This window comes from Chryseobacterium sp. FH2, from assembly GCF_001045455.1.
Lineage (GTDB): Bacteria > Bacteroidota > Bacteroidia > Flavobacteriales > Weeksellaceae > Chryseobacterium.
Genome location: NZ_LFNE01000001.1, coordinates 1 through 21,896, shown reverse-complemented (window position 1 = coordinate 21,896; position 21,896 = coordinate 1). Strand labels below are relative to the sequence as shown.

Sequence of the window (21,896 nt, the reverse complement as noted above, 5' to 3'; positions counted from 1 at the left end):
GACTGCTTTTTTGTACATTTGCTCTATGGAAATTCTAGATATTCTCATCATCGGAGGTGGACCAATCGGTCTGAATTGTGCTCTTGAAGCCCAGAAAAATAATCTTACTTATTTAATTATCGAAAAAGGAACCATTGTCAATTCATTATACAATTATCCTTTATATATGAAATTTTTCTCAACTGCAGAGAAGCTGGAAATTGCGGGAATCCCATTTATTTCAACTGCGCCTAAACCAGGCAGACAAGAAGCTTTAGAATATTACCAGGGTATTACAAGACAGCAAAATCTAAACATTAATCTATATGAAAAGGTTGTAAAGGTTTCAAAAGAAAATGATGTTTTTGTAATTGAAACTTCAAAAGGAAAATATTTTGCAAAAAACGTAATCATCTCAACAGGATTCTATGATATTCCAAATCTGATGAATATTCCCGGAGAAAATCTGCCAAAAGTGAAACATTATTATACTGAGCCTTATCCTTATGCTAAACAGAAAATTGTTGTCGTAGGGTCAAGTAATTCCGCAGTAGATGCTGCTTTGGAAACTTATAGGAAAGGAGCTGAAGTGACAATGATTATTCGTCATTCTGAGATTTCCAAAAGTGTAAAATATTGGGTAAAACCAGACATTGAAAACAGAATTGCAGAAGGAAATATCAAAGCTCATTTTAATTCCGAAATCATTGAAATTAAAGAAAAATCTGTCATTTTTAAGAATGAAGATGGGCAAATTCATGAAATTGACAATGATTTTGTCTTAGCCATGACCGGCTATATTCCGGATTTTGATTTCCTGAACAATTCAGGGATTGAATTACAAGGAGATTGTTTAAATCCACTTTACAATCCTGAAACCATGGAAACCAATGTGAAAAACCTTTACCTTGCAGGAGTAGTTTGCGGAGGAAAAGATACACATCTTTGGTTTATTGAAAATTCAAGAATTCATGCAGAAATGATTGTTCAACATATTCTTTCAAAATAATAAAAACTACATTTTCCCATCAAATTCTAATTTTCAATTGCTAGATTTTCTCTTTTATCTTTCAACATCCAGGGAACAATAAAGTAAAATGCAATCGCAATTATTGTCGCTAAAATTCCGGTTCCAATCCATAAAGCATTAAACCCAAATTTTTGAGCAAGCATAGTCCCGATATATGGAGTAATGATAAATGCTATTGAAAACGAAATTCCATTCAAGCCCATATAAGCTCCTTTATTGTTTGCCCCTGATCGCAAAGCTGTGATTGTTGACATAAAAGGTAATGTCCAGATTTCCCCAATACAAAGCAATGTCATGGAAACAACCAAAGTAATCATACTGTAATCAAAAGCCATCATAGCGTAAGAAAATCCACAAATAAAAGTTCCTAAAAGCATGGTCACAGCTAAGCTAAAATACTTTTCTGCAATTTGTACAAATCCCATTTCGAGCAAAACAATTAAGAACCCGCTGTATCCTAAAATATACCCTATATTTTGTTGACTTAACTTCGCAGTATCTTTATAAAATATAGTCAATGTGCTGAATAACTGGAAAAAACAAATTGAAAACAGCATACAAAAGGCACAATACACCAGGAACTTACTATCTCTATACGGCGAATCTTCTTTCCTAATTACGATGGCCTCTTTTACTTTTTTAGCTTTAATTTTTGCCAGTTTATTTCGTTTCGAAAAAAATCCGATATACATTAAACCAGCCAATAAAGCTGCAAAAGCATTACTGAAAAATAAAAATTCATAAGAAATAGCAGATAAGACTCCACCTAAAGCAGGACCAATTGAAAATCCCAGATTGACTGCCATACGGTTTAATGAAAATGCCCTGGTGATATTTTCAGGCTTTGCATATTTTGTAATTGCTACCGAGTTTGCAGGGCGAAATGTCTCACTTACAATACTTTGGGTTAAAATGATACCTGCTACTCCAACTTCGGTTTTAAAAACCGAAATCAAACAAAATAGGGGTACACTCAATAATAAACTGAGATACTGCACTTTATATTCCCCTATTTTATCGGTAATCATTCCTCCAAGCCAAGAACCAAGGACTGATCCAATTCCAAAAAAGCTCAGAACGATTCCTGTATTTTCAATACTAAAATGCAAATGATCTGTCATATAAACTCCTAAAAATGGAAGTACCATAGAACCGGCACGATTGATGAGCATTACAAGTGCTAACATCCAGCTTTCCTGTGACAGCCCTTTAAATGAATTTGTATATAGATTTATTAATTTCACAATTTCTCAAGTTTAATTTAATAATTTGTAATTTGCTATTTAGGGTTTTAATAAATATTTTCTTTCTTTATGTTTTTAACTTTGTAAAGCTCAGCCATACATTTAACGAAGTCACAACATAAGGTTTTAAATAAAAAACAGAGCTTAAAAATTAAGCCCTGTTTCATATTATATTTTATATTGATATCAATAAATTTTTACTCCGGCTTATAAGAGTCTTTTAGTGTCATCGTACGATTAAACACAAAACGAGAATCTGTAGAATCCTGATCTTTTGTAAAATACCCAATTCTCTGGAACTGAAGAGGTTCTCCTACTACTACATCCTTTAAGCTGGGTTCAGCAAATCCCTGAATCGTAGAAACAGAATTAGGATTAATAAAGTTCAGGAAATCCACATCTTTCTCAGCATCCGGCTGTTCCACAGTGAATAATTTATCGTAAATTCTTACTTCCACAGGAATTGCATGTTTTGCAGAAACCCAGTGTAATGTACCTTTTACTTTTCTTAAGCTTTCTTCCGTTCCGCTTCCTGACTTAGATTTTTCATCATAAGTAGCATAAATCGTAGTGATTTCTCCGTTTTCATCCTTCTCCACTCTTTCAGCTTTGATAATGTAAGCAGATTTTAAACGAACTTCACCACCTAATTTTAGTCTGAAGAATTTATTATTGGCTTCTTCTTTAAAGTCTTCACGCTCAATATATAACTCTCTCGAGAACGGTACTTCTCTTGTTCCTGCATTCTCCTGTTCAGGGTTGTTTTCAGTTTCTAACCACTCTTCTTTATCTTCAGGATAGTTTTCAATCACCAATTTTACAGGATCTACCACTGCCATCACACGTTTAGCAACCTTGTTAAGATCTTCTCGAACACAGAAATCTAATAGCTGAATTTCAATTAAGTTTTCTCTTTTCGCAACTCCCACTTTATCAATAAAATTCCTAATCGCAGCAGGTGTATATCCTTTTCTCCTCATTCCGGAAATCGTAGGCATTCTAGGATCATCCCATCCGTTCACCACATTTTCGGCAATAAGCCTTTGTAGCTTTCGTTTAGAGGTGATCATATAAGAAACGTTCATCCTTGCAAATTCTCTTTGCTTATTTTTAACCTTTCCTTCTTCATAGACTTGATCTAGATACCAGTTGTAAAGTGGTCTGTGATTTTCAAACTCTAAAGAACAAAGTGAATGCGAAATTTGTTCAATATAATCAGATTCACCATGAGCCCAGTCATACATTGGATAAATTTTCCATACCGTACCTGTTCTGTGGTGAGGTCTTCTCAAAATTCTGTACATAACAGGGTCACGCATATTCATGTTTGGTGAAGCCATGTCAATTTTTGCGCGAAGAGACATTGAGCCCTCCTCAAATTCTCCGTTTTTCATCCTTTCAAATAAATCTAAAGACTCTTCAACAGGACGGTTTCTGAATGGAGATTCTACTCCGGGTTCTGTAGGATTTTTTCTCTGCTCTGTAATCACCTCAGAAGGTTGCTCATCTACATAAGCTTTTCCTTCTTTGATCAACTGAACTGCCCAATCGTAAAGCTGCTGGAAGTAATCGGATGCGTACAAAACTTTATCCCATTTAAAACCTAGCCATTCAACGTCTTTCATGATAGAATCTACGAATTCCTGCTCTTCTTTTTCAGGGTTCGTATCGTCGAAACGAAGGTTTACGGGAGCATTGTATTTTTCACCCAAACCGAAGTTGATGCAGATCGCTTTTGTATGACCTACATGCAGATAACCGTTTGGTTCAGGCGGAAAACGGAAACGAATTTGATCTTTTTTCAAACCGTTTGCCAAATCATCTTCGATAATTTGCTCAATAAAATTGAGTGATTTTTTTTCTTCTTCCATTAAATTTCGCTTTAAATGCCGCATTATACGACAATTTGCAAATTTAGGAAATTTTAGGAGTCTATGAAAATTATAATTTAAAGTATAATTCTTAATAATTCAATATTTTTTGTTTAATTTAGAAAGAACTAAAAACCGTTTCTCAAAATAATCAGAATATGGCTGTTTATATCCTAAGCAATCGTAAAATTATTCGTCATAAAGGCGAAAAAGCAGATTCATTTTCTAATGATGAATACTCAATTCCTAATTTCAGAATAGCAAAATGTGATTTTGATAATTATAAAGATCCGACAGCAGCCAAAAAGAAAAAAGACTATACGAATCGAAATATTTTAAACTATAAACTTTTTTCCGAACCTGAAAAACAAGGATATCAGAATGTCTTGGATGTCTTATTAAACGAAAAAGGCATAAAGAAATCAGCTTTAACAGCCAATAATCTCGGAGGAACCCAAAGAATGTTTTATGAATTGTATAAAAATATGTCTTCTACAAAAGACAGAAGCGATGTTTTGATATTTATTCATGGGTATGCTTATGATTTTGATGATGAGTTAAAAGCAATTATTGACCTGAAAAAAATATTCATTGATAATGCAGCATCACCCATCGAACATATATTATTTGTGAGTTGGCCGGCTTCGAGCAGCATCATTCCGTTGACTTATTTTGATGATAAAGCCTCAAGTATCAATTCCGGAGCTTCGCTGATGAGACTTTTTTATTTTTACACTCAATTTTTAAAGGACATATTTTCAAACCGAGATCTTTCTCCGTGTAACCAAAGAATTCATATTATCGCTCATTCAATGGGAAATCGTGTTCTCCAAAGTATGTTATACAGCCTGAAAAGAGAAAATATTCTGAGAGTAATCGACCAGGTATTATTATTAAATGCAGACGTAACGTATAAAATTTTTGAAGAATCTGAAGATTCCTTTAATAAACTTCCCATGCTCGCAAACAGGATTTCTATTTATCTGAACAGAAAAGATACCATTCTTGGAATTTCACAATTCACAAAAAATATCCTCACCCCAAGGTTAGGAAAAAATGGACCAAGTAATATTAACCAATTTAAAGACATTGTTTCCATTATCGACTGTACATTTATTGAAAATGATATTCTGGATTCTTTCAAATTTGAAATCGGAAACCATTGGGGATATCTTTCCAGTTCGCAGGCACAGAATGACATTTTCCAGAATTTGTATGGTGTAGATAGAAATCTTATTACTGACAGAATAAAGAATAACGAAAATATTTTCACAATTATTTCTTAACATTAATTTAAAAATTTGGCATTAAAAATGTAATATGTTAAAGTTGAAAATTCACCAAACAATGGCATAATGATTGCAATTTTTCATTAATCAGAGAAATACTAACAAATCCTTATTATGAAAAAGTTAAAAAAAAGATTTTCTTACATATTAGAATATATTAAGAAAACAATTTTTATAAAAGATGTGATTTAAATTGTGTATTAACAAAAAATACACCATAATATTTGAGCCTAAAATTATTCTCTATTAAAAAATAACCTTTCTCCCCGAAGATCTAATTGGCCTTCAAAGTTATTAGTAAAAAGCCCTCCTGTTCCAAGACCTTGAGGCATTTTACTATGCTTTGTAAATGTATACTGAGCAATAGCATTCAATCCAATATTACTTTCTAAAGCAGAAGTAATCCACCAACCGATATTTCGTTCTTCAGCAAGGGAAATCCATTCATCAGAACCTGCAAAACCTCCTATTAAAGCTGGTTTCAATATAATATATTGCGGTTTTATTGCATTCAGCAGGTTTTTCTTTTCATTAAAATCAATAATCCCGATTAATTCCTCGTCTAATGCAATCGGAGTAGAGGTTTCAGCACACAAACCGGCCATATCCTTCCCATTTCCAGCTTTAATTGGTTGCTCAATAGAGTGAATATGTAAGTCTGCTAATTGTTGTAAAACAATCTTAGCTTCTTCCTTGGTAAAACCTCCGTTTGCATCAACCCGAAGTTCTAATTTATCCTTTGAATATTTCTCTCTTAATTTCTGAAGAACTTCATGCTCAGATTTCCAGTTGACACCTATTTTTAATTTAATACAATGGAATCCTTTTTCCAGTTTCTCCTGAATCTGTTCTTCCATATAATTGATGCCGCCCATCCAAATTAACCCATTGATAATAATCGGAGCTTTACCTTCCGTAAATTCACTCGGGAAATATAGATTTTTACCATATTTTAAATTCAGAACAGCCTGCTCATAACCAAACCAAATCGATGGGAATTCTTTTAATCTTTCCTTTAAAAATTCAGGACTATGTTGAATATTTTCACAAAGCCATTCCAGTTTTTCTTCATAATCTGGTCGGTCATCAACACTTAAGCCTCTGAAAACAGCACACTCTCCTATCCCTTTCTTTCCATTTTCTGAAATTTCAAGGATAAAAGTTTCTTTATCAAGCAAAACGCCGCGAGATGTTCCACTCGGGCGTTTAAATTGTAATAAGTATCTAAAATATTCTGCTTTCATTTATTTTACACTATCGATTCGCATAAATTCTTCTGCTTTTTCCACCATATCGATACTTCCGCAGAAAAACGGAATTCTTTGATGAAGCTCTGTGGGTTCGACTTCCAAAATTCTTCTGAAGCCGTCTGTTGCCTTTCCGCCAGCTTGTTCGGCTAAAAATGCCATAGGATTACATTCATATAATAATCTCAACTTCCCGTTTGGAGCTTGTGAATAGGAAGGATAAATGTAAATTCCACCTTTCAACATATTTCTATGAAAATCAGCAACTAACGAACCTATATACCTTGAAGTATAAGGCCTGTCTCCCTCTTCCATCTGGCAATATTTAAGGTAGTTTTTAACGCCTTGAGGAAATTTGATATAATTTCCTTCGTTGATAGAATAAATTTTACCCGTTTTTGGAAACTTCATATTCGGATGAGAAAGATAATATGTCCCTAAAGACGGGTCTAATGTAAATCCGTTTACCCCATTTCCGGTAGTATAAACAATCATCGTTGACGAACCGTAAATAACATATCCTGCTGCAATCTGATTGATACCTTTTTGTAAAAAGTCTTCTAACTGAACAGGAGTCCCTGGCTCGGTAACTCTCCTGTAAATTGAGAAAATCGTTCCTACGGAGACATTTACATCAATATTTGAAGAGCCGTCAAGAGGATCTATCAATACTACATATTTGCTTAAATGGCCGTTTTCCCCACATTTAATGTCAATAAAATCATCATTTTCCTCAGAAGCAATACCGCAAACCACCTCTCTTTGTGATAAAGCCGTGATAAAAATTTCATTGGCAATTACATCAAGCTTTTGCTGCTCTTCTCCCTGAATATTTTCATTCCCTGCCTTTCCTATGATATCTGCAATTCCTGCTTTATTGACTTCTCTGTTTACAACTTTTGAAGCTAATCTTATTGCGCTTAGAAGACGTGAAAATTCACCCGTAGAATACTGAAAATCATCCTGCTTATCAATAAGAAATTCTCCTAAAGTCTGTAATGGTTGATCTGACATATTTTTCTTTTTACGTTTTCTCCAAATTTCGTAAAATTTATCACAATAAGTAAATTTTTCTGACAAAAGACATTAACTATTGTTTTTCAGAGTAATAGAGGACAATTTTAACACTTATCGCTAAATTTCAACATTCAAAATAATCACCAATTACTCTTACAAAGTGAGTTAATTTTCAACAAATCCCTATTTACTTCAGATTTTAATAAAATCTTAATCTATCGTATCACTAGGCTATTTCATATCTCGTTGTAAATTTATAATTTTGACACCCGTAAAAAACTCATGTAATTTTTATCTAACAATTTTATTTTTAACAATTTAATGAAAATTTTCAAGTTTGGTGGAGCGTCAGTGAAGGATGCTGAAAGTGTAAAAAATGTATCAATGGTTTTAAAAAGCCAGGGATTTGCCAAATGTTTGCTGGTAATTTCAGCAATGGGCAAGACCACTAATGAGCTGGAAAAAGTTGTAGAGCTTTATTTCAAAAAAGATAATTACCAAACGGAAATTGAAAAAATAAAACGAAAACACATAGAAATAGCAGAAGGCTTATTCCCTGAAAACCATGCTGTTTTTGCAGAAATTAATCTTTTTTTTGATGATATTGATTCTTTTTTAAGAAGAAACAAATCTCCAAACTACAGTTTTGTTTATGATCAGGTTGTAAGCTGTGGGGAAATGATTTCTACTAAAATTTTAAGTGAATATTTAAATGAAATTCAGTTTACCAATCAATGGCTTGATGCAAGAGATTATATAAAAACGGATAATTCTTACAGAGAAGGTGTAGTAGACTGGACGAGAACTGAGGAATTTATTTCCAATTTAAATCCTGAAATCTGCTACGTAACACAAGGTTTCATCGGTTCTGATGATAATAATTTCACAGTAACTTTAGGAAGAGAAGGCTCTGATTACTCTGCTGCCATTTTTGCCTATTGTTTAAATGCTGAAGCGATGACCATCTGGAAAGATGTTCCGGGAGTAATGACAGGTGATCCGAGAAAATTTAAAGATGTCACCCTTCTTTCAAATATCTCTTATGAAGAAGCAATCGAAATGGCATATTACGGAGCAAGTGTCATTCATCCGAAAACTTTGCAGCCACTTCAACAAAAAAATATTCCTTTCTACGTAAAATCTTTCGTGGATCCTACAAAAGAAGGAACAAAAGTAGGGGCTTCAGGTAAAAATCAAAGTGAAGAATCATATATTTTGAAAGAAAATCAAACATTATTGAAAATCTCTACAAGAGACTTTTCTTTCATCGCAGAAGATCATATGAGCTTAATCTTCGGGTATTTGTCTAAATATAAAATCAAAGTTTCTTTGATGCAGAATTCTGCAATTTCATTAGCTTTATGTTTGGAAGATAAATTTAATACCATTGACGAGCTTAATGACGAGCTTCAAAAAGTATTTAAAACGGAAGTGGTGAAAAATGTATCTTTATTTACTGTAAGAAATGCAAAAATGGAGAACATTGATAAATTTTACCAGGAAAAAAGTGTATTAATGGAGCAAATTTCCAAAAACACACTTCAAATGGTAACACAATAAAACTAATAGCGACTAAACACATATGAGTTTAATTTCGAAAAGCGATTTAATTCAAGCTTCCGGCTTAAGTAAAATAGGGTTTCTAAAGAATCCTGTAGCATCTGCTGTGATGAGCATTGCTAAAATAAATGAAGTTAACAGACTGTATGATACACTAAAAGACAAGGAAGGTAAAGACTTTTTCGACTCATTTGTGAGAGAGAGAAACTTAAGCTATATAGCTTTTGAGGAAGATTTGGCAAAAATTCCTAAAACGGGACCATTTATTTTGGTTTCTAATCATCCACTGGGGGCAATTGACGGAATTTTGATGTGTAAAATCTTATCAGAAGTACGTCCGGATTTCAAAGTGATGGGTAATTTTCTTTTGGAAAAAATAAAACCTATGGAACCGTATGTGATTTCTGTAAACCCTTTTGAAAACAGAAAAGGTGCTTACAGCAGCTCTTCCGGAATGCGCGAAACACTGAAGCATTTACAAAACGGAGGCTGTGTAGGTATTTTTCCTGCAGGAGAAGTGTCAAACAAAAACAATCCTTACGGAGAAATTTTAGATAAAGAATGGGAAAAACCCGCTCTTAAGCTGATAAAAATGGCAAAAGTACCGGTAGTTCCTATGTATTTCCATGCGAAAAACAGCCGCCTTTTTTATCAGGTGGCAAAACTTCATCCGAATTTACAGACATTGATGCTTCCGGCAGAAATGATGAATGACAGGGAAAAACCTATCAGAATAAGGATCGGAAAACCTATCATGGTAAAGGCGATGGATGAAATGGAAAACATTGAAGAACTGGGTGAGTTTTTGAAACGTAAGGTTTATATGATGAAATCTTATTATGAAAAGAGAAAATCCCTTGCTCAGGTTATTAATCTCCAGAATCTATCGTTAAAGTTCCCTTTGCTAAAAGAAGAAAATATCGTTCAGAATATCATCGATGAAACACCAAAAGAAGATATTCTAAAAGACATCAGCAAACTGAGAGGTACTGATAAAATGTTTTTCAGTAACGGGAATTATGAAGTTTATTTTACGGCGTATGAAGAAATACCTTCGATAATGAGGGAAATCGGGCGTCAGAGGGAACTTACATTCCGTGCGGTGGGTGAAGGAAGCAACCTTCCTTTTGATTTGGATGAATATGACAAACATTATCATCATCTTTTTCTTTGGGATAATGCTGAAGAAAAATTGGTGGGCGCTTACAGAATGGCTTTGGGTAAAGAAGTCATGAAAAAATCAGGCATTAAAGGCTTTTATACAAGTTCATTGTTTGAATTTGAGCAAGATATCCACCCTTTCTTTAAAAAGGTGATCGAAATGGGACGGGCATATATTTGTCAGGAATATCAGCAGAAACCGCTTCCGCTTTTCCTTTTATGGAGAGGAATCGTGCATGTTTGCTTAAGGAACCCTGATCACAAATTTTTGATGGGAGGTGTAAGTATTTCAAACAAATTCTCCGAGTTTTCAAAATCCCTGATGATTGAGTTTATGCGTTCTAATTATTATGATTCAGCTGTAGCTCAATACATTACACCAAGAAATGAATATAAGGTAAAACTTCGTGAAAGAGATAAAAATATTTTCTTTGAGGAAATGGAATCTGATTTAAATAAATTAGATAAAATCATTGATGACCTTGAGCCGGAATTGAGATTACCTGTTTTGATTAAAAAATATATCAAGCAAAATGCAAAAGTAATTGCCTTTAATGTAGATCCAAACTTCAATGATGCGATTGACGGACTGATGTATATTAGAATAAGTGATCTTCCGGAAAGCACGATAAAGCCTGTATTAGAGGAAATGAGCGAGCAGATAAGAAAGGAACAGGAAAATAATACAGCTGAGAATCAGTAGGTTTTTAGTTTTTATCTAAAAAAATATTGTTAATACTTGCTTCATATCGTAAAACTCACTACTTTTGCATCACTTTAAAACAACGAAGTAAAAGAATGGTTTCTTAGCTCAGTTGGTAGAGCAATGGATTGAAAATCCATGTGTCCCTGGTTCGATTCCTGGAGAAACCACAAAAAACCACCTGTAAAAAGGTGGTTTTTTCTTCAAATTTGTTTTAAATAAAATTTGCGAGATTTAATATTTATTATTATTTTTGCACCACTTCAAAAACGAAGTACAAACTAATGGTTTCTTAGCTCAGTTGGTAGAGCAATGGATTGAAAATCCATGTGTCCCTGGTTCGATTCCTGGAGAAACCACAGAAGTTAAATACAATTTAACTTAATCAATCAAGAAATCCCTTTTAAACAATGTTTAGAAGGGATTTTTGTTTTAGTTAATAGTGTCCGTCAAATTTAGTCCTTTTTTGTCCCTGAAGACAGTTTAAAAAGATTTTCAGTTGTACCAAAAAATGTTCAAAAAAATATTGAAGCTTTTAGATGCTTATGACTATTGATTTCCATTCCCCATAGCACTTACCAGTATTCTACACCCGCTTTCGATGTTTCTACTAAAAATATTCAAGACACTGTGCTCACTTAATAAAACTGTTTGGATGTTAAGTTGAGTACGTCGAATCTTCGATTTCTAAATTGTAATTTTCCTAACTTTTTTCATAACATTAAAGTTAAAATTCAATACCAGGTAAACATGGAGAGGTTTTACCCTGCTAAACAGTTCACTTTTTACTTCAATACTATTTTCTTATGAATGATGGCTAACTAATTAGATTAATCTTGTTAGGATTATAGTATAATCTAAGCTGGCAGTTCCATTATTAGTAATGCTTATTGTCCCTGCTACAGGCATGGTCAGCGTATAGTTAAAAGGTGTAGGTGTTCCTGCACAAGTTGGTATAGTCCCAGGCCAATTAACTGTTGTCGTATTTCTATTCACTTCTGTAAATGTAGGACCTTTAGAGGTTGTATCAGTATTAAGAAGTCCATCAATACCTTTAATGGAGAAAGCATTATTAAGGGCCGTATTTGTTACATAATACTCGGCAATAACACGCCGGCCACAACCATTACCAGTCATTACAATAGCTTTGTAGCTGCCACCATTAGGAATATTTGTAATTAAATCTGCTGTTGCACCAGGTGCGATATTAGTGATACTATTATTCAAAACAGTTCCATAAGTATTATTTACTGCTTTATTTAAAACACCATCAGTATTAGAATAAACAGGTGTAATAATTGTCGCTCCTGCCGCTACCTCTAAAGTTCTTACTCTGGTGCTACCAGCAACATCTAAAGTATTTGTAGGAGTATTTGTAGCAACACCTATATTTCCCAAAGTTAAATCCACTGACAAATCGCCCCCACCAGGAACACGAGAAATAGCAAATACACCGTTATTTCCATTGAAATTTGGATTTATACCCATTACAACTTGTTTTATTCCTGTAGTTCCGCTTGTCCTTAAAATAGATAGAATGGAACTATTAGCTGTAAGGTTTTCTACCAACAGCCCGGTATTTGTAGCTTCACCATTTCCAATACCTGTAGCTGTTCCGCTATTTATTATGTGAAGGTTTGATGAAGGAATAATAGTTCCGATTCCAACTTTTCCTGCCGAAGTCACAGTAAAATCGTTGGCCTGCTGTATGGCATTTGGGGCTCCTGTTTCAGGATTATCTTTTGCCCCGTCAATGTGTAACATACCTTGGGGATTAGAAGTATTAATCCCAACTTGAGAATATGCCAATGGCGCAATCACCAAAAGACCTAAAAGAATAATTTTCTTTCTCATTGTAATAAATTTTATATTTATATTATTGCATAGATATGATTAAATCACTTCCGTAATAAAATTAGAACAAATAGCTCTAATTTTTCATATTGCTGTATCAAGGCTAATACTATTTATTAAAAATTTGGCATTTTACAATTACATTAATCAACTGAAAAAGAAATACTTATTAAAAAGAAAAAAGAAAAAAAAGTGGTGTGTAATTAATAAATTTAACCTGGTAAAAAATAAAAATTAAATTTTTACTATACCATTTTTAATAGATTTTACACTTGAACCGGTTAAACAAAGAAAAGCCACAAAGCAAACCGTAATGAATATAAAAAAGGAGGCTTTTTTCTTCATTTTCCATTACTGACTAATAAAATATTTAAAATTTACACTAAAAAAAGGAACAAAAGCATATTTTTTTACATAAAAAAATTAATATTATTTAAATAAAACATTAACAAACAAACTATACAAAATACTGATTTATAAACATTTAAATGATTCTTACGTCTTCAAATCATTAGTTATCCATAATCTTCAATTACCATATTACTACTTAATTACTAAATTTACTCTAGACCTGAGAATAAAAGATTTAGAATAAAAAAACCTTTAAAAATTTAAATAATAACATGAAAAACTTAATTGAAAAAATCAACATTGAATTCGAAACATTTAGTATTAATTCAAATCTACAATCAGACAAAGGAAATAAGACAGCAGGAATGAGAGCCCGCAAATCAGCTTTGGAACTTGGTAAACTATTTAAAGAATTTAGAAAATCTTCAATTGAACATTCGAAAAAATGATATAAAAGTTATTTTAAATAAAAAGCTTGGAAGAATTTAACATTTCCTCGTTTTTAATATGTAAATTATTTTTATCGCTCATTTCTTAAGTATATTATTAAATTCCTCTTCTTAGTTTCCTCTTAAAGATGTAACAAACAGATGATGAGAGAAAATTCCCTAAACCTAAAATTAAGAAGAGGCTTTTATTTGAAAATATTTTGAATACTAGAACTAAACGATTCTAAAAACACAGTCAAATCAAATTACTTGAGCCGGTGATCAGTTTACTTACTAGCTCATTAAAAAAATTCTAGACCTTTTATAATCAAATAATTTAATTTTTCCTAAAAAACTTAATATGAAAAGAAAATTTTACATCCCGGTTATTTTTGCATTAACATATTCATACTTATCAGCCCAAATTGGTAGAAACAACGCAGTTCCTCAAACAACATTATATATTACGGGTTTTACCACTGATTTAGTGATTTGATGCAATTCATTTTATTTATTTCGAAATCCAGATTGAAGGGAATGAGTGTCGGGTTATTAGGAGAAAAATTAAATTAGCTATAAAAAAACAGCTACCGACGGCTAGCTTACCTATGCAATGAAAAATGATGATTAAGTGCAAGAATTTTATCAAAATCAAAGCCTTCTTTATCCTTAAATAAAATTTGAATTTAGAATAACAGCTCATAAACTGCAATCACCTTAAAAACAATTATCCGCCAAGACAAGAACGGATAATTTACAATATAATGACAGCTTACACCACATTACATCTTTCCCATTCTCATGCATCATTTAAATATTTAAGCTATGAAAAATTTTTTATTTCTTATTTCTTTGTTCGTATCACTACTCTATATGGGCAAAAATTCTCCTTCTGTTTTTATAGATCATGCATTATCAAATTTCCCTGTCTTAAAAATTAAGGATGAGAAAAAAACTTTTCACATTTTCTCTCACGGAAAACCTGGTGAACTTTTTATTAACGGACAGTGGCTGGAAAAAAAAGAGATACTAGATTTTTTTAAAGATAAAATAAAAAACAGAAAAGAACTGCTTATCTATGGTTGCGAATTTGCAAAAGGGGAAAAAGGGAAAGAAGCAGTAACATATCTTGAGAAGAATCTTCATGTTAAAATTTCTGCGTCTGAAGATATAACCGGAAAAAACGGCAATTGGATATTGGAATATGGCAAAAGCCCAAATACCTTAAAGATTTCCTACAACGGAAACCTGCAACTGGACAATATCCATTATCTTAATCCTATTATTTTCACCAATTACCCACTCGATATCACTCAGGAATTTATTTACCTTTCCACACCTTCTGTATCTGATATTACCATATCTGTGAATTATGCTTCCGGAAACGGCAATCCAAGGATGTCAGTTTTAGATATTAATAACAATACATCTACTATTATCACTGATGGGTTAATCACAATAAATAATGCCCAACCTAAAAGAATAAGCTTTGTGAATCCATCAAATACAGTGATTACTCCGGGGCAGTCTCCTATAACATTGCCTTCCACAAGTGCAGGAACTATTATTTCCGGTAATTCTGCGGGACTTGTATTTACATCCACAGGTAATTTTTATGTTAATTATCGAGGACGGCAAACCAATCATGCGGGCACGGTTCTCACCAAAGGAGAAGCAGCTTTAGGAAAAGAATTCCGATGGGGAGGAGCCCCGACACAGAATTCCACCACAACAGAAGATGTAGGTAATATATTATCAATCATGGCTACGGAAGATAATACAAACATAGAAATCTCAAACATTAAACCCGGAATGGAGTTCCTAAATGGCAGTAATCCCACGCCACTTATCGGCACATCATTTCATAGAACCTTACAGAAAGGGGAAACCTTTATCCTTTATGCACCCGTAAAAACAGGAGCAACAACAATACAGGATACAGGTTGGTTGGGATCAAAAATTATTTCAAATAAGAACATAAGTGTCATAGTGGGAGGACTCATGATGCTGGGAGCTTCTGGTACTGCAAGAGATTTTGGTATGGATCAGCTTATCCCTGTAAATCAGATAGGTAATGAATACATTATCATGCAGGGTGCAGGCGGTAATAATGAAAGGTTGATTGTCGTAGCAACCGCAGACAATACAGAGGTTACTGTAAACGGTTCTTCTACTCCTCTAGTAACATTAGTGAATGCCGGAGATTACGCAGTAATCAATGCAGCAGGAAACTTTAATGCTAACGGAAATCTCTATCTTAAAGCCAGTAAACCCTCATATGTATTTCACAAAATATATGGAAGCGCAGGAGGAGCTACCAATAATATTGTTCTTGTAGCCCCTTTATCATGTTTTGGTCAAAATGATATTGATCTAATTCCCGATGCCCATAAAATAGGCAGTACCGGTTATCCCAATACAACCTTGTCTGTTCTTACCACAGCAGGAAATACTCCTACCGTAACCATAAATGGAAATACAGCAGTTCCAACTCAAAGTGCCGGAGCTGTAGACGGAAACAGCAATTGGGTAAGCTATAAATATCTTATCGGAGATGCTGTTAATAATGTGAAAAACGTGAAAGTAACATCTACAGGAACAATTCAGGCTGATTTATTGGGAGCTGACACTAATGCCGGTTTTGGAGGGTACTTTTCAGGTTTTGGAACCAGCCCGATCGTAACCATTTCATTAAATACCCCTTATCCGCAAGCTTGCATCGGACAGTCTACATTATCTGTAGCAACAGGATTAGGAACTTACCAGTGGTACAAAGACGGGGTCCTGATTTCAGGAGCTACCAGCAATACCTATACTCTCCCGGTTACAGATATATCTCCCGCTGAATACAGCATCATCGTAACCACGCCCGGCGGGTGTACAATCAATTCTAATTTTATTAAAAGCGATACATGTCCATGCTCTAAACCCGGGGCAACAGGAACTCCTAATTCCGGAACCAAGGTAGGTATATCAATCAGAGATGTAAGAAGTTCAAACAACTGGCCTTATGATGTAAATAATGGATTTATCGCTCTTGAAGGCAACAGCAAAGGCTTTGTCATTACAAGAATCAGTAATCCCGAAACCGCAATTCCACAACCTGTGGAAGGAATGATTGTTTATGATACAGACGAAAACTGTATCAAGCTTTATAATGGAACATCCTGGAACTGTATACAACAAACCTGTAATTAATATGAAAAAGCTAATTTTTTTATTATTTCTATCTTCTATAGCAAGCGCACAAGTAGCAATAGGAAAAGAACAAGTAGATGGCAGTGGCATTTTAGATTTTCCTGTAGGCACTACTAACGGTATTATCTTACCACGGGTGCTGGATAGTGAGACTATGACCACTGCAGAGCCGGGAACAATGGTTTTTGACCTAACCACATCCAGAGTAAAATATTTCAACGGGGCATGGACGGATCTGTCAGACAAAACAGGAAACAGCCCAACTCTTATTGCAGGTAACGATATTACCACCAGTGGAGTTATTATTGGAGCGTCATCTTCCACAGCAAGCGGAGTATTGGTTTTAGAATCTGCCGACAAAGCACTCATTCTTCCTAAAATAACAGACCCTGTCACCAATGTAAAATCCCCTGCCGCCGGAATGATCTGCTACGACCCCACTACTAAACTTATTTGTGTTTACAATGGTACAGAATGGTTTTTCTGGAAATAAATCAGACAGATTCCCCAATCTCCTTATTCACACCTAAGGATTATTTAATATTAAAAGAATCTGATTTAAGCCAAACCTGCCAATTAATGCCTGAGATATTTATCTATGAGATTAGCTGTGCTCTACAACTGGTATAAACATGGAAAATAAAAAAGAAAACTCAACAAATAATATTTAACCATTTATCAATGTATATATTGCCAATCTTCAATCACGGTTTATATCTGAACACTTGCGAAAAGAGACCAAAATAATTTTAATAATAAAATTCTCTGACTTCTATTTTTATTCTATTAGATATTTTTCAAAAAATCATCTAATCCATATTCTCTCTCTAATCCTATTTTTGTTTTTATTTTTGTTTTGTAAACCCTTATGGTATTGGGAGTAGTATTTTCGAATGAAGAAATCTCTTTAGATGACAGGCCTAATCTAAAGTAAACACAAAGTTTTAATTCATGATTGGTGAGATTGGAATATCTTTTTGAAAGCCTTTTAATAAATAGTTCATTCTGTAAAGAACTTTCTGCTTTCAAATCATAATTTCTTTTATCAATCTGGATCAGATTGGTTAATTTTAACAAGAGATCTTTTAAAACTTGTTCAATATCTTGTTCTTTATTTCTTTTTGTACTTTTTAGGCTATCTAGAAAAGCTTTTTCCATTTCTATTTTGAGATTAAACCCCAAGTACAGATTCTTCAGTTTTTGCTCCTGGATCTCAATATCCTGCTCAAGAAGTTTTTTACTGTCTTCCAAAATTATTTTCTGCTTTTTTATCAACTCACGCTCTTTTTTATTACGAGAAATAATATTATTAATGATAACAATAGAAAGAATAACTGAAAGTGTAATAATCAGTATAAGTGAAATATTCCTTTTTTTTTCGTAAATATATTTTTGGTTTGCATTCTTAACAATATAAGAATTGAGTAAATCAGATGTTTCTATTTGATTTTTTACCAATTGAGAATTGTACTCTTCATTTAGCTTTATGCCATTTGCAGAAAATATTTTTAATTTTTGTAAATCATTATTAGCCCCATAATAACTCTGGAGCATCCTGTTTATCTGTATTTTGTCTGAAAGTGTTGTAGGAGCATCCTGTTTACCGGAAAGAAACTCAATGAGCTCTTCAAACCCTTCTTGGTCATTTGTCAGGCTGTATAATGAAAACAGCCTTTTACTTGAGGATGTTATTTCCCTCATAAAGCCCCCCTTCTTTTCAAAATCAAATTCATTTTTATAGAGCTCTTTTGCTTTAGAATAGTTTTTTAGTTTTACGTAATAATCTCCCAGATTTCCCTGTATGTAATGTAAAAAAAGTTCATCTTCAACTACTTTATTTTTCTTTTCCTCCAGTAATTTTATTGCTTTATTAGTCTCTTCAATAGCGAGATTTGTTTTGCCCAGTTTGTGATAACATAATGCAAAATTATTATGCATAGAAGCTATAAAAATAATACTGCTTTTATCAAGAGTTTTTAAACATTTATTAAAATAGAATAATGCTTTATTGTAATTTTTTAGTTGATAATAATATCTACCTTGCTGATGATACAAATGAGGTAAAAAATAATTCTTACCTGATTTTTCATCCAGAACAATTGCTTTTTTCAGAAATTCTAAAGAAAGCTCAGGAGAAGTATTTTCAAGCTGAATTGAGAGGTAATAATTACAGGCTATGGAAATATAATCATACTGATCGTCATTTATCTTGATAAGCTCATATAACAATAATTGTTTGTCCTTATCATATCTATTCTGATAAAGAGAAAGCTCAACAAATTTGCTGCTAATAAGGTATTGTTTTGTATTAAATTCTTTATATTTTTTAAGTTCCCGATTGTATATGTCTTTAATTTTTTCAATATCGTGCCCGGCTACAGCTACCGAAACTTCACGATTAATATCAAAAAAATATTGATTAAGTTCACTTTTTGAAGGAGTACATGAGAAGCATACGCACATATATGCCATAACTAAAAATAGTAAAATTCTCTCCATAATGCTTTATTTATCTTCTTTTCACAAATTACATTATAATTATCATTAGAATCAAATTTAATAACAGTAATTTAAAACATACAATATTAATGTTTTTCAAAATATAGCTGTTCATTTTTAGGTACTTACCTTATTTCTATTAATATTTTAATTATAAAAAAAAGTTTACACTAACAATAATTAACACCCAAAACACATACGTGAAGTCAAATAAGCAATAATTTCGAGCTAATATGATAAATAATATAGCTGGATTAAGCAATTTAGCTCTGTATAAGGAAAATTATAGGTAAAATACACAATACTGCATCTCTACTTAAAACATATATAGAACTTTTTGTTATTTCTTACAAAACTTAATTATAATTAACAAATCACCAGCACACTAAATAATAGTGCATTAATTAGCTTAATTCATTAAATTAAAAAAATATTTTTTTAACCCAGATTACATAATATTAAAAAAACTTAGCCGCAGGCCGACAAGAAATAAAAAATATATTTTATGGAAGATCCACTTAAATCCATCTCAATGAGACGGATTAAGTGGATCTTATTTTCAGGCTCTCACTGATCTTCGCCATACAATAAATTTTTAAAAATTAACTCGAAAATATTTTTATTTGATGTTTCAATAAATATTTTAAATTTGTATTGACACAAAAGCACATGTATTTGATGAAAACAATTGTTCCTACACACTTGTATCTTCCTGCAATGCAAACACAAGAAAGGGAGTATCATTATAATTATCTTAAAAAAAGTATAATTGCGGAAAAGACATTGTCTTTTGATTTTACTTTTATCCATAACGGGCAAACTGATGAAGAGCCTAAAAAGACTATTGTAAAAATTAATCGGAGTAATTTGCTTATTAATGATGAAAAGCCAGACGAAACACTTGTTGGCAATTTGATCTATTATGCTTCACAGGCAATTTTTCCTTTAAGATTAGCTGTAAACTCTTATGGCTATCCTAAAAGTATTTGTAATCATTCAGAAATTCTGGAAAGATGGAAAAGTTTTATTCCCGGTTTTAAAGCATATTATGAAGCAGGAAAAACAATAGTTCTTCTTAACCGCATTGGAAGAATATATAAAAATCCTGACAATTTATTTACCAGTATAAGAAATGATTTATTTCTTTCTCTGTTTTTCTTTCCTGTTTACGGGGATTATGGAATAGGTAGGGCTTTGACTATCGATTATGAATTTTCTTTTATCTCGGGGCAGAAAATAAAATATTCATTGGATTTAGAAATTTTGAATGAGTATACAGAAAATGGAAAAATAAAAATCTTAGTTAGCGGAAAATCCGGATTATTAGAAAGTGATATTGTTTCAGGCTATTTCCTATTGAATAAGGACCGAAGTATTCATGCAATTATAATCAACTTTTATTTCTCAACCTATAAGGAAAAAGTTGAAATACACATCTTTGAGAAGAAAGAGATCAAAGAAAGAGAAATAAACATACATGTTGTATATGATGAAAAAGAAGAGCAGGAAAAACTGAGAAAAAATAAAAGTTTTTTTATAGAAGAAATTGAAGACAATAAACTCCCAAAACACAGATAAAATAATGAAAAAAGGATTTATATACATTGTAAAAAAGGGTGAGACGCTGGAAAGCCTTGCCAAAGATTTCGGGGTTTCCGTAGATACATTAAGACGTTTCCATAATAACTGGTGCGAAGACATCCGGGACCAAATTGGCTATGATATTCGGGAAGGTAAAAAATTAACCGTTGAAAAAGAAAAACTTTCCCCAGAAGAAGTACGGCAAAAGAAACAGGAAGAATATCAAGAAGAAAAAAAGCAGAGAGAAGAACAAAAACAAAAGGAAGAAGAAGCAAAACGCACCGAGCAGGACAATAAATATTTTGTGGTAGATGGTGCAAAATGTTTGTGTGACAAAGGAGCAATTCCTGCTACCTTAAAAGTAACTTCGCACACCAAAACTGTTTTCAACAGCAAAGATACCGACAAATGGGCAGCAACTGTGGAAGATTTGAAATTTAAAGAAGGTGCTTCGTGTTTTGGAAGCTGCAAAGTAAAAAACAATAATCCCTGCAGTTTTGCACCTATCGGAAAGTGGATAAAACCATACGAAAAAGTAAAAGTAATGGAGAAAAGTGTTCTTCTCGAAACCTCTTATCTGATGTGCTCCGTTGGCGGAAAAATCACCATAAAGCATCACGGGCAAAGCGTAAAAATCGGAAACAGCAACCTGCAAAGAGCTGATGCAGAACTGATGAACCAAATTCTTCCCGGGTTGGATTTGCAGGAATTTCAGGCTGAGTCTGACGAAAACCAATATTACTCTTAAAGTTATGGAGAAAATTTTAAGTGGAATAAAAGGAGAACGTTTTCCGATTATCAATAATGAGCCAGAAAAATATGGTGTTATATTTAATGAAAATGCAGATGTTGCATCTGTAAAGGAAGATGAGATTCTTTGGCAA

15 protein-coding genes and 2 tRNA genes are annotated in these 21,896 nt (G+C 33.0%); 11 read left to right on the top strand and 6 right to left on the bottom strand.

Annotated features, from left to right (window positions below; translation table 11 throughout):
- Nucleotides 1-25: 25 nt before the first annotated feature.
- Complete coding sequence (locus ACM39_RS00085) at nt 26-988, top strand: YpdA family putative bacillithiol disulfide reductase (RefSeq protein WP_048508985.1); 963 nt, start codon at nt 26-28, stop codon at nt 986-988.
- A 26-nt stretch (nt 989-1,014) separates the two neighbouring features.
- Here ACM39_RS00085 and ACM39_RS00080 read toward each other — a convergent pair whose 3' ends face one another.
- A complete protein-coding gene (locus ACM39_RS00080; protein WP_082140496.1) occupies nt 1,015-2,196 on the bottom strand; it encodes an MFS transporter in 1,182 nt (393 codons plus the stop codon).
- A 254-nt stretch (nt 2,197-2,450) separates the two neighbouring features.
- Nucleotides 2,451-4,124 carry a glutamine--tRNA ligase/YqeY domain fusion protein gene (locus ACM39_RS00075; protein WP_048509487.1) on the bottom strand — a complete coding sequence of 558 codons (1,674 nt, stop codon included), beginning with the start codon at nt 4,122-4,124 and terminating at the stop codon, nt 2,451-2,453.
- A 158-nt stretch (nt 4,125-4,282) separates the two neighbouring features.
- On the opposite strand from ACM39_RS00075, the gene ACM39_RS00070 reads away from it, so the two are divergent.
- Entirely contained in the window at nt 4,283-5,410 is a 1,128-nt protein-coding gene (locus tag ACM39_RS00070) for an alpha/beta hydrolase (RefSeq protein WP_048508983.1), read from the top strand.
- A 239-nt stretch (nt 5,411-5,649) separates the two neighbouring features.
- On the opposite strand, the gene ACM39_RS00065 is transcribed toward ACM39_RS00070, so the two are convergent.
- Nucleotides 5,650-6,657 (bottom strand): o-succinylbenzoate synthase, encoded by a 1,008-nt coding sequence (locus ACM39_RS00065; protein WP_048508982.1) that lies wholly within the window; start codon nt 6,655-6,657, stop codon nt 5,650-5,652.
- A complete protein-coding gene (gene fbp / locus ACM39_RS00060) occupies nt 6,658-7,674 on the bottom strand; it encodes a class 1 fructose-bisphosphatase (protein ID WP_048508981.1) in 1,017 nt (338 codons plus the stop codon).
- A 324-nt stretch (nt 7,675-7,998) separates the two neighbouring features.
- Between fbp and ACM39_RS00055 the strand changes: the two genes are divergently transcribed.
- The 4 genes from ACM39_RS00055 to ACM39_RS00040 all read left to right on the top strand — a co-directional run bounded on the left by ACM39_RS00055 (nt 7,999) and on the right by ACM39_RS00040 (nt 11,460).
- The gene (locus tag ACM39_RS00055) at nt 7,999-9,237 is read left to right on the top strand and encodes an aspartate kinase (RefSeq protein WP_048508980.1); all 1,239 of its coding nucleotides are present in this window, start codon (nt 7,999-8,001) and stop codon (nt 9,235-9,237) included.
- Between the two features lie 22 nt (nt 9,238-9,259).
- A complete protein-coding gene (locus ACM39_RS00050; RefSeq protein ID WP_048508979.1) occupies nt 9,260-11,101 on the top strand; it encodes a lysophospholipid acyltransferase family protein in 1,842 nt (613 codons plus the stop codon).
- Between the two features lie 97 nt (nt 11,102-11,198).
- Nucleotides 11,199-11,271, top strand: a tRNA-Phe gene (locus ACM39_RS00045).
- 116 nt (nt 11,272-11,387) lie between these two features.
- Nucleotides 11,388-11,460: transfer RNA gene (locus ACM39_RS00040), tRNA-Phe, on the top strand.
- Between the two features lie 466 nt (nt 11,461-11,926).
- Here the strand turns inward: ACM39_RS00040 and ACM39_RS00035 are convergent.
- Nucleotides 11,927-12,955: a hypothetical protein gene (locus ACM39_RS00035; RefSeq protein ID WP_048508978.1), complete on the bottom strand. Its 1,029-nt coding sequence runs from the start codon at nt 12,953-12,955 to the stop codon at nt 11,927-11,929.
- Between the two features lie 623 nt (nt 12,956-13,578).
- Between ACM39_RS00035 and ACM39_RS00030 the strand changes: the two genes are divergently transcribed.
- The 3 genes from ACM39_RS00030 to ACM39_RS00020 all read left to right on the top strand — a co-directional run bounded on the left by ACM39_RS00030 (nt 13,579) and on the right by ACM39_RS00020 (nt 17,425).
- Nucleotides 13,579-13,755, top strand: coding sequence for a histone H1 (locus ACM39_RS00030; RefSeq protein WP_048508977.1), 177 nt, complete (start codon nt 13,579-13,581; stop codon nt 13,753-13,755).
- Between the two features lie 804 nt (nt 13,756-14,559).
- Nucleotides 14,560-16,932, top strand: a complete 2,373-nt coding sequence (locus ACM39_RS00025) for a DUF4347 domain-containing protein (RefSeq protein WP_082140495.1) — start codon at nt 14,560-14,562, stop codon at nt 16,930-16,932.
- Nucleotide 16,933: 1 nt separating this feature from the next.
- On the top strand, nt 16,934-17,425 hold the full coding sequence (locus ACM39_RS00020; RefSeq protein WP_082140505.1) for a hypothetical protein: 492 nt from the start codon (nt 16,934-16,936) through the stop codon (nt 17,423-17,425).
- A 293-nt stretch (nt 17,426-17,718) separates the two neighbouring features.
- Here ACM39_RS00020 and ACM39_RS00015 read toward each other — a convergent pair whose 3' ends face one another.
- A complete protein-coding gene (locus ACM39_RS00015) occupies nt 17,719-19,431 on the bottom strand; it encodes a tetratricopeptide repeat protein (RefSeq protein WP_048508974.1) in 1,713 nt (570 codons plus the stop codon).
- Between the two features lie 678 nt (nt 19,432-20,109).
- Between ACM39_RS00015 and ACM39_RS00010 the strand changes: the two genes are divergently transcribed.
- Nucleotides 20,110-21,009: a hypothetical protein gene (locus ACM39_RS00010; protein WP_131701378.1), complete on the top strand. Its 900-nt coding sequence runs from the start codon at nt 20,110-20,112 to the stop codon at nt 21,007-21,009.
- A gap of 4 nt (nt 21,010-21,013) precedes the next feature.
- Nucleotides 21,014-21,760, top strand: a complete 747-nt coding sequence (locus ACM39_RS00005; RefSeq protein ID WP_048508972.1) for a PAAR-like protein — start codon at nt 21,014-21,016, stop codon at nt 21,758-21,760.
- Nucleotides 21,761-21,896: the final 136 nt, after the last annotated feature.

Coding starts and splice junctions, on each gene's coding strand:
- ACM39_RS00050 (WP_048508979.1), top strand. CDS start 9,260: ATGAGTTTAATTTCGAAAAGCGATTTAATTCAAGCTTCCGGCTTAAGT.
- ACM39_RS00055 (WP_048508980.1), top strand. CDS start 7,999: ATGAAAATTTTCAAGTTTGGTGGAGCGTCAGTGAAGGATGCTGAAAGT.
- ACM39_RS00065 (WP_048508982.1), bottom strand. CDS start 6,657: ATGAAAGCAGAATATTTTAGATACTTATTACAATTTAAACGCCCGAGT.
- ACM39_RS00020 (WP_082140505.1), top strand. CDS start 16,934: ATGAAAAAGCTAATTTTTTTATTATTTCTATCTTCTATAGCAAGCGCA.
- ACM39_RS00080 (WP_082140496.1), bottom strand. CDS start 2,196: ATGTTAGCACTTGTAATGCTCATCAATCGTGCCGGTTCTATGGTACTT.
- ACM39_RS00070 (WP_048508983.1), top strand. CDS start 4,283: ATGGCTGTTTATATCCTAAGCAATCGTAAAATTATTCGTCATAAAGGC.
- ACM39_RS00085 (WP_048508985.1), top strand. CDS start 26: ATGGAAATTCTAGATATTCTCATCATCGGAGGTGGACCAATCGGTCTG.
- ACM39_RS00015 (WP_048508974.1), bottom strand. CDS start 19,431: ATGGAGAGAATTTTACTATTTTTAGTTATGGCATATATGTGCGTATGC.
- fbp (WP_048508981.1), bottom strand. CDS start 7,674: ATGTCAGATCAACCATTACAGACTTTAGGAGAATTTCTTATTGATAAG.
- ACM39_RS00075 (WP_048509487.1), bottom strand. CDS start 4,124: ATGGAAGAAGAAAAAAAATCACTCAATTTTATTGAGCAAATTATCGAA.
- ACM39_RS00010 (WP_131701378.1), top strand. CDS start 20,110: ATGAAAACAATTGTTCCTACACACTTGTATCTTCCTGCAATGCAAACA.
- ACM39_RS00005 (WP_048508972.1), top strand. CDS start 21,014: ATGAAAAAAGGATTTATATACATTGTAAAAAAGGGTGAGACGCTGGAA.
- ACM39_RS00030 (WP_048508977.1), top strand. CDS start 13,579: ATGAAAAACTTAATTGAAAAAATCAACATTGAATTCGAAACATTTAGT.
- ACM39_RS00025 (WP_082140495.1), top strand. CDS start 14,560: ATGAAAAATTTTTTATTTCTTATTTCTTTGTTCGTATCACTACTCTAT.
- ACM39_RS00035 (WP_048508978.1), bottom strand. CDS start 12,955: ATGAGAAAGAAAATTATTCTTTTAGGTCTTTTGGTGATTGCGCCATTG.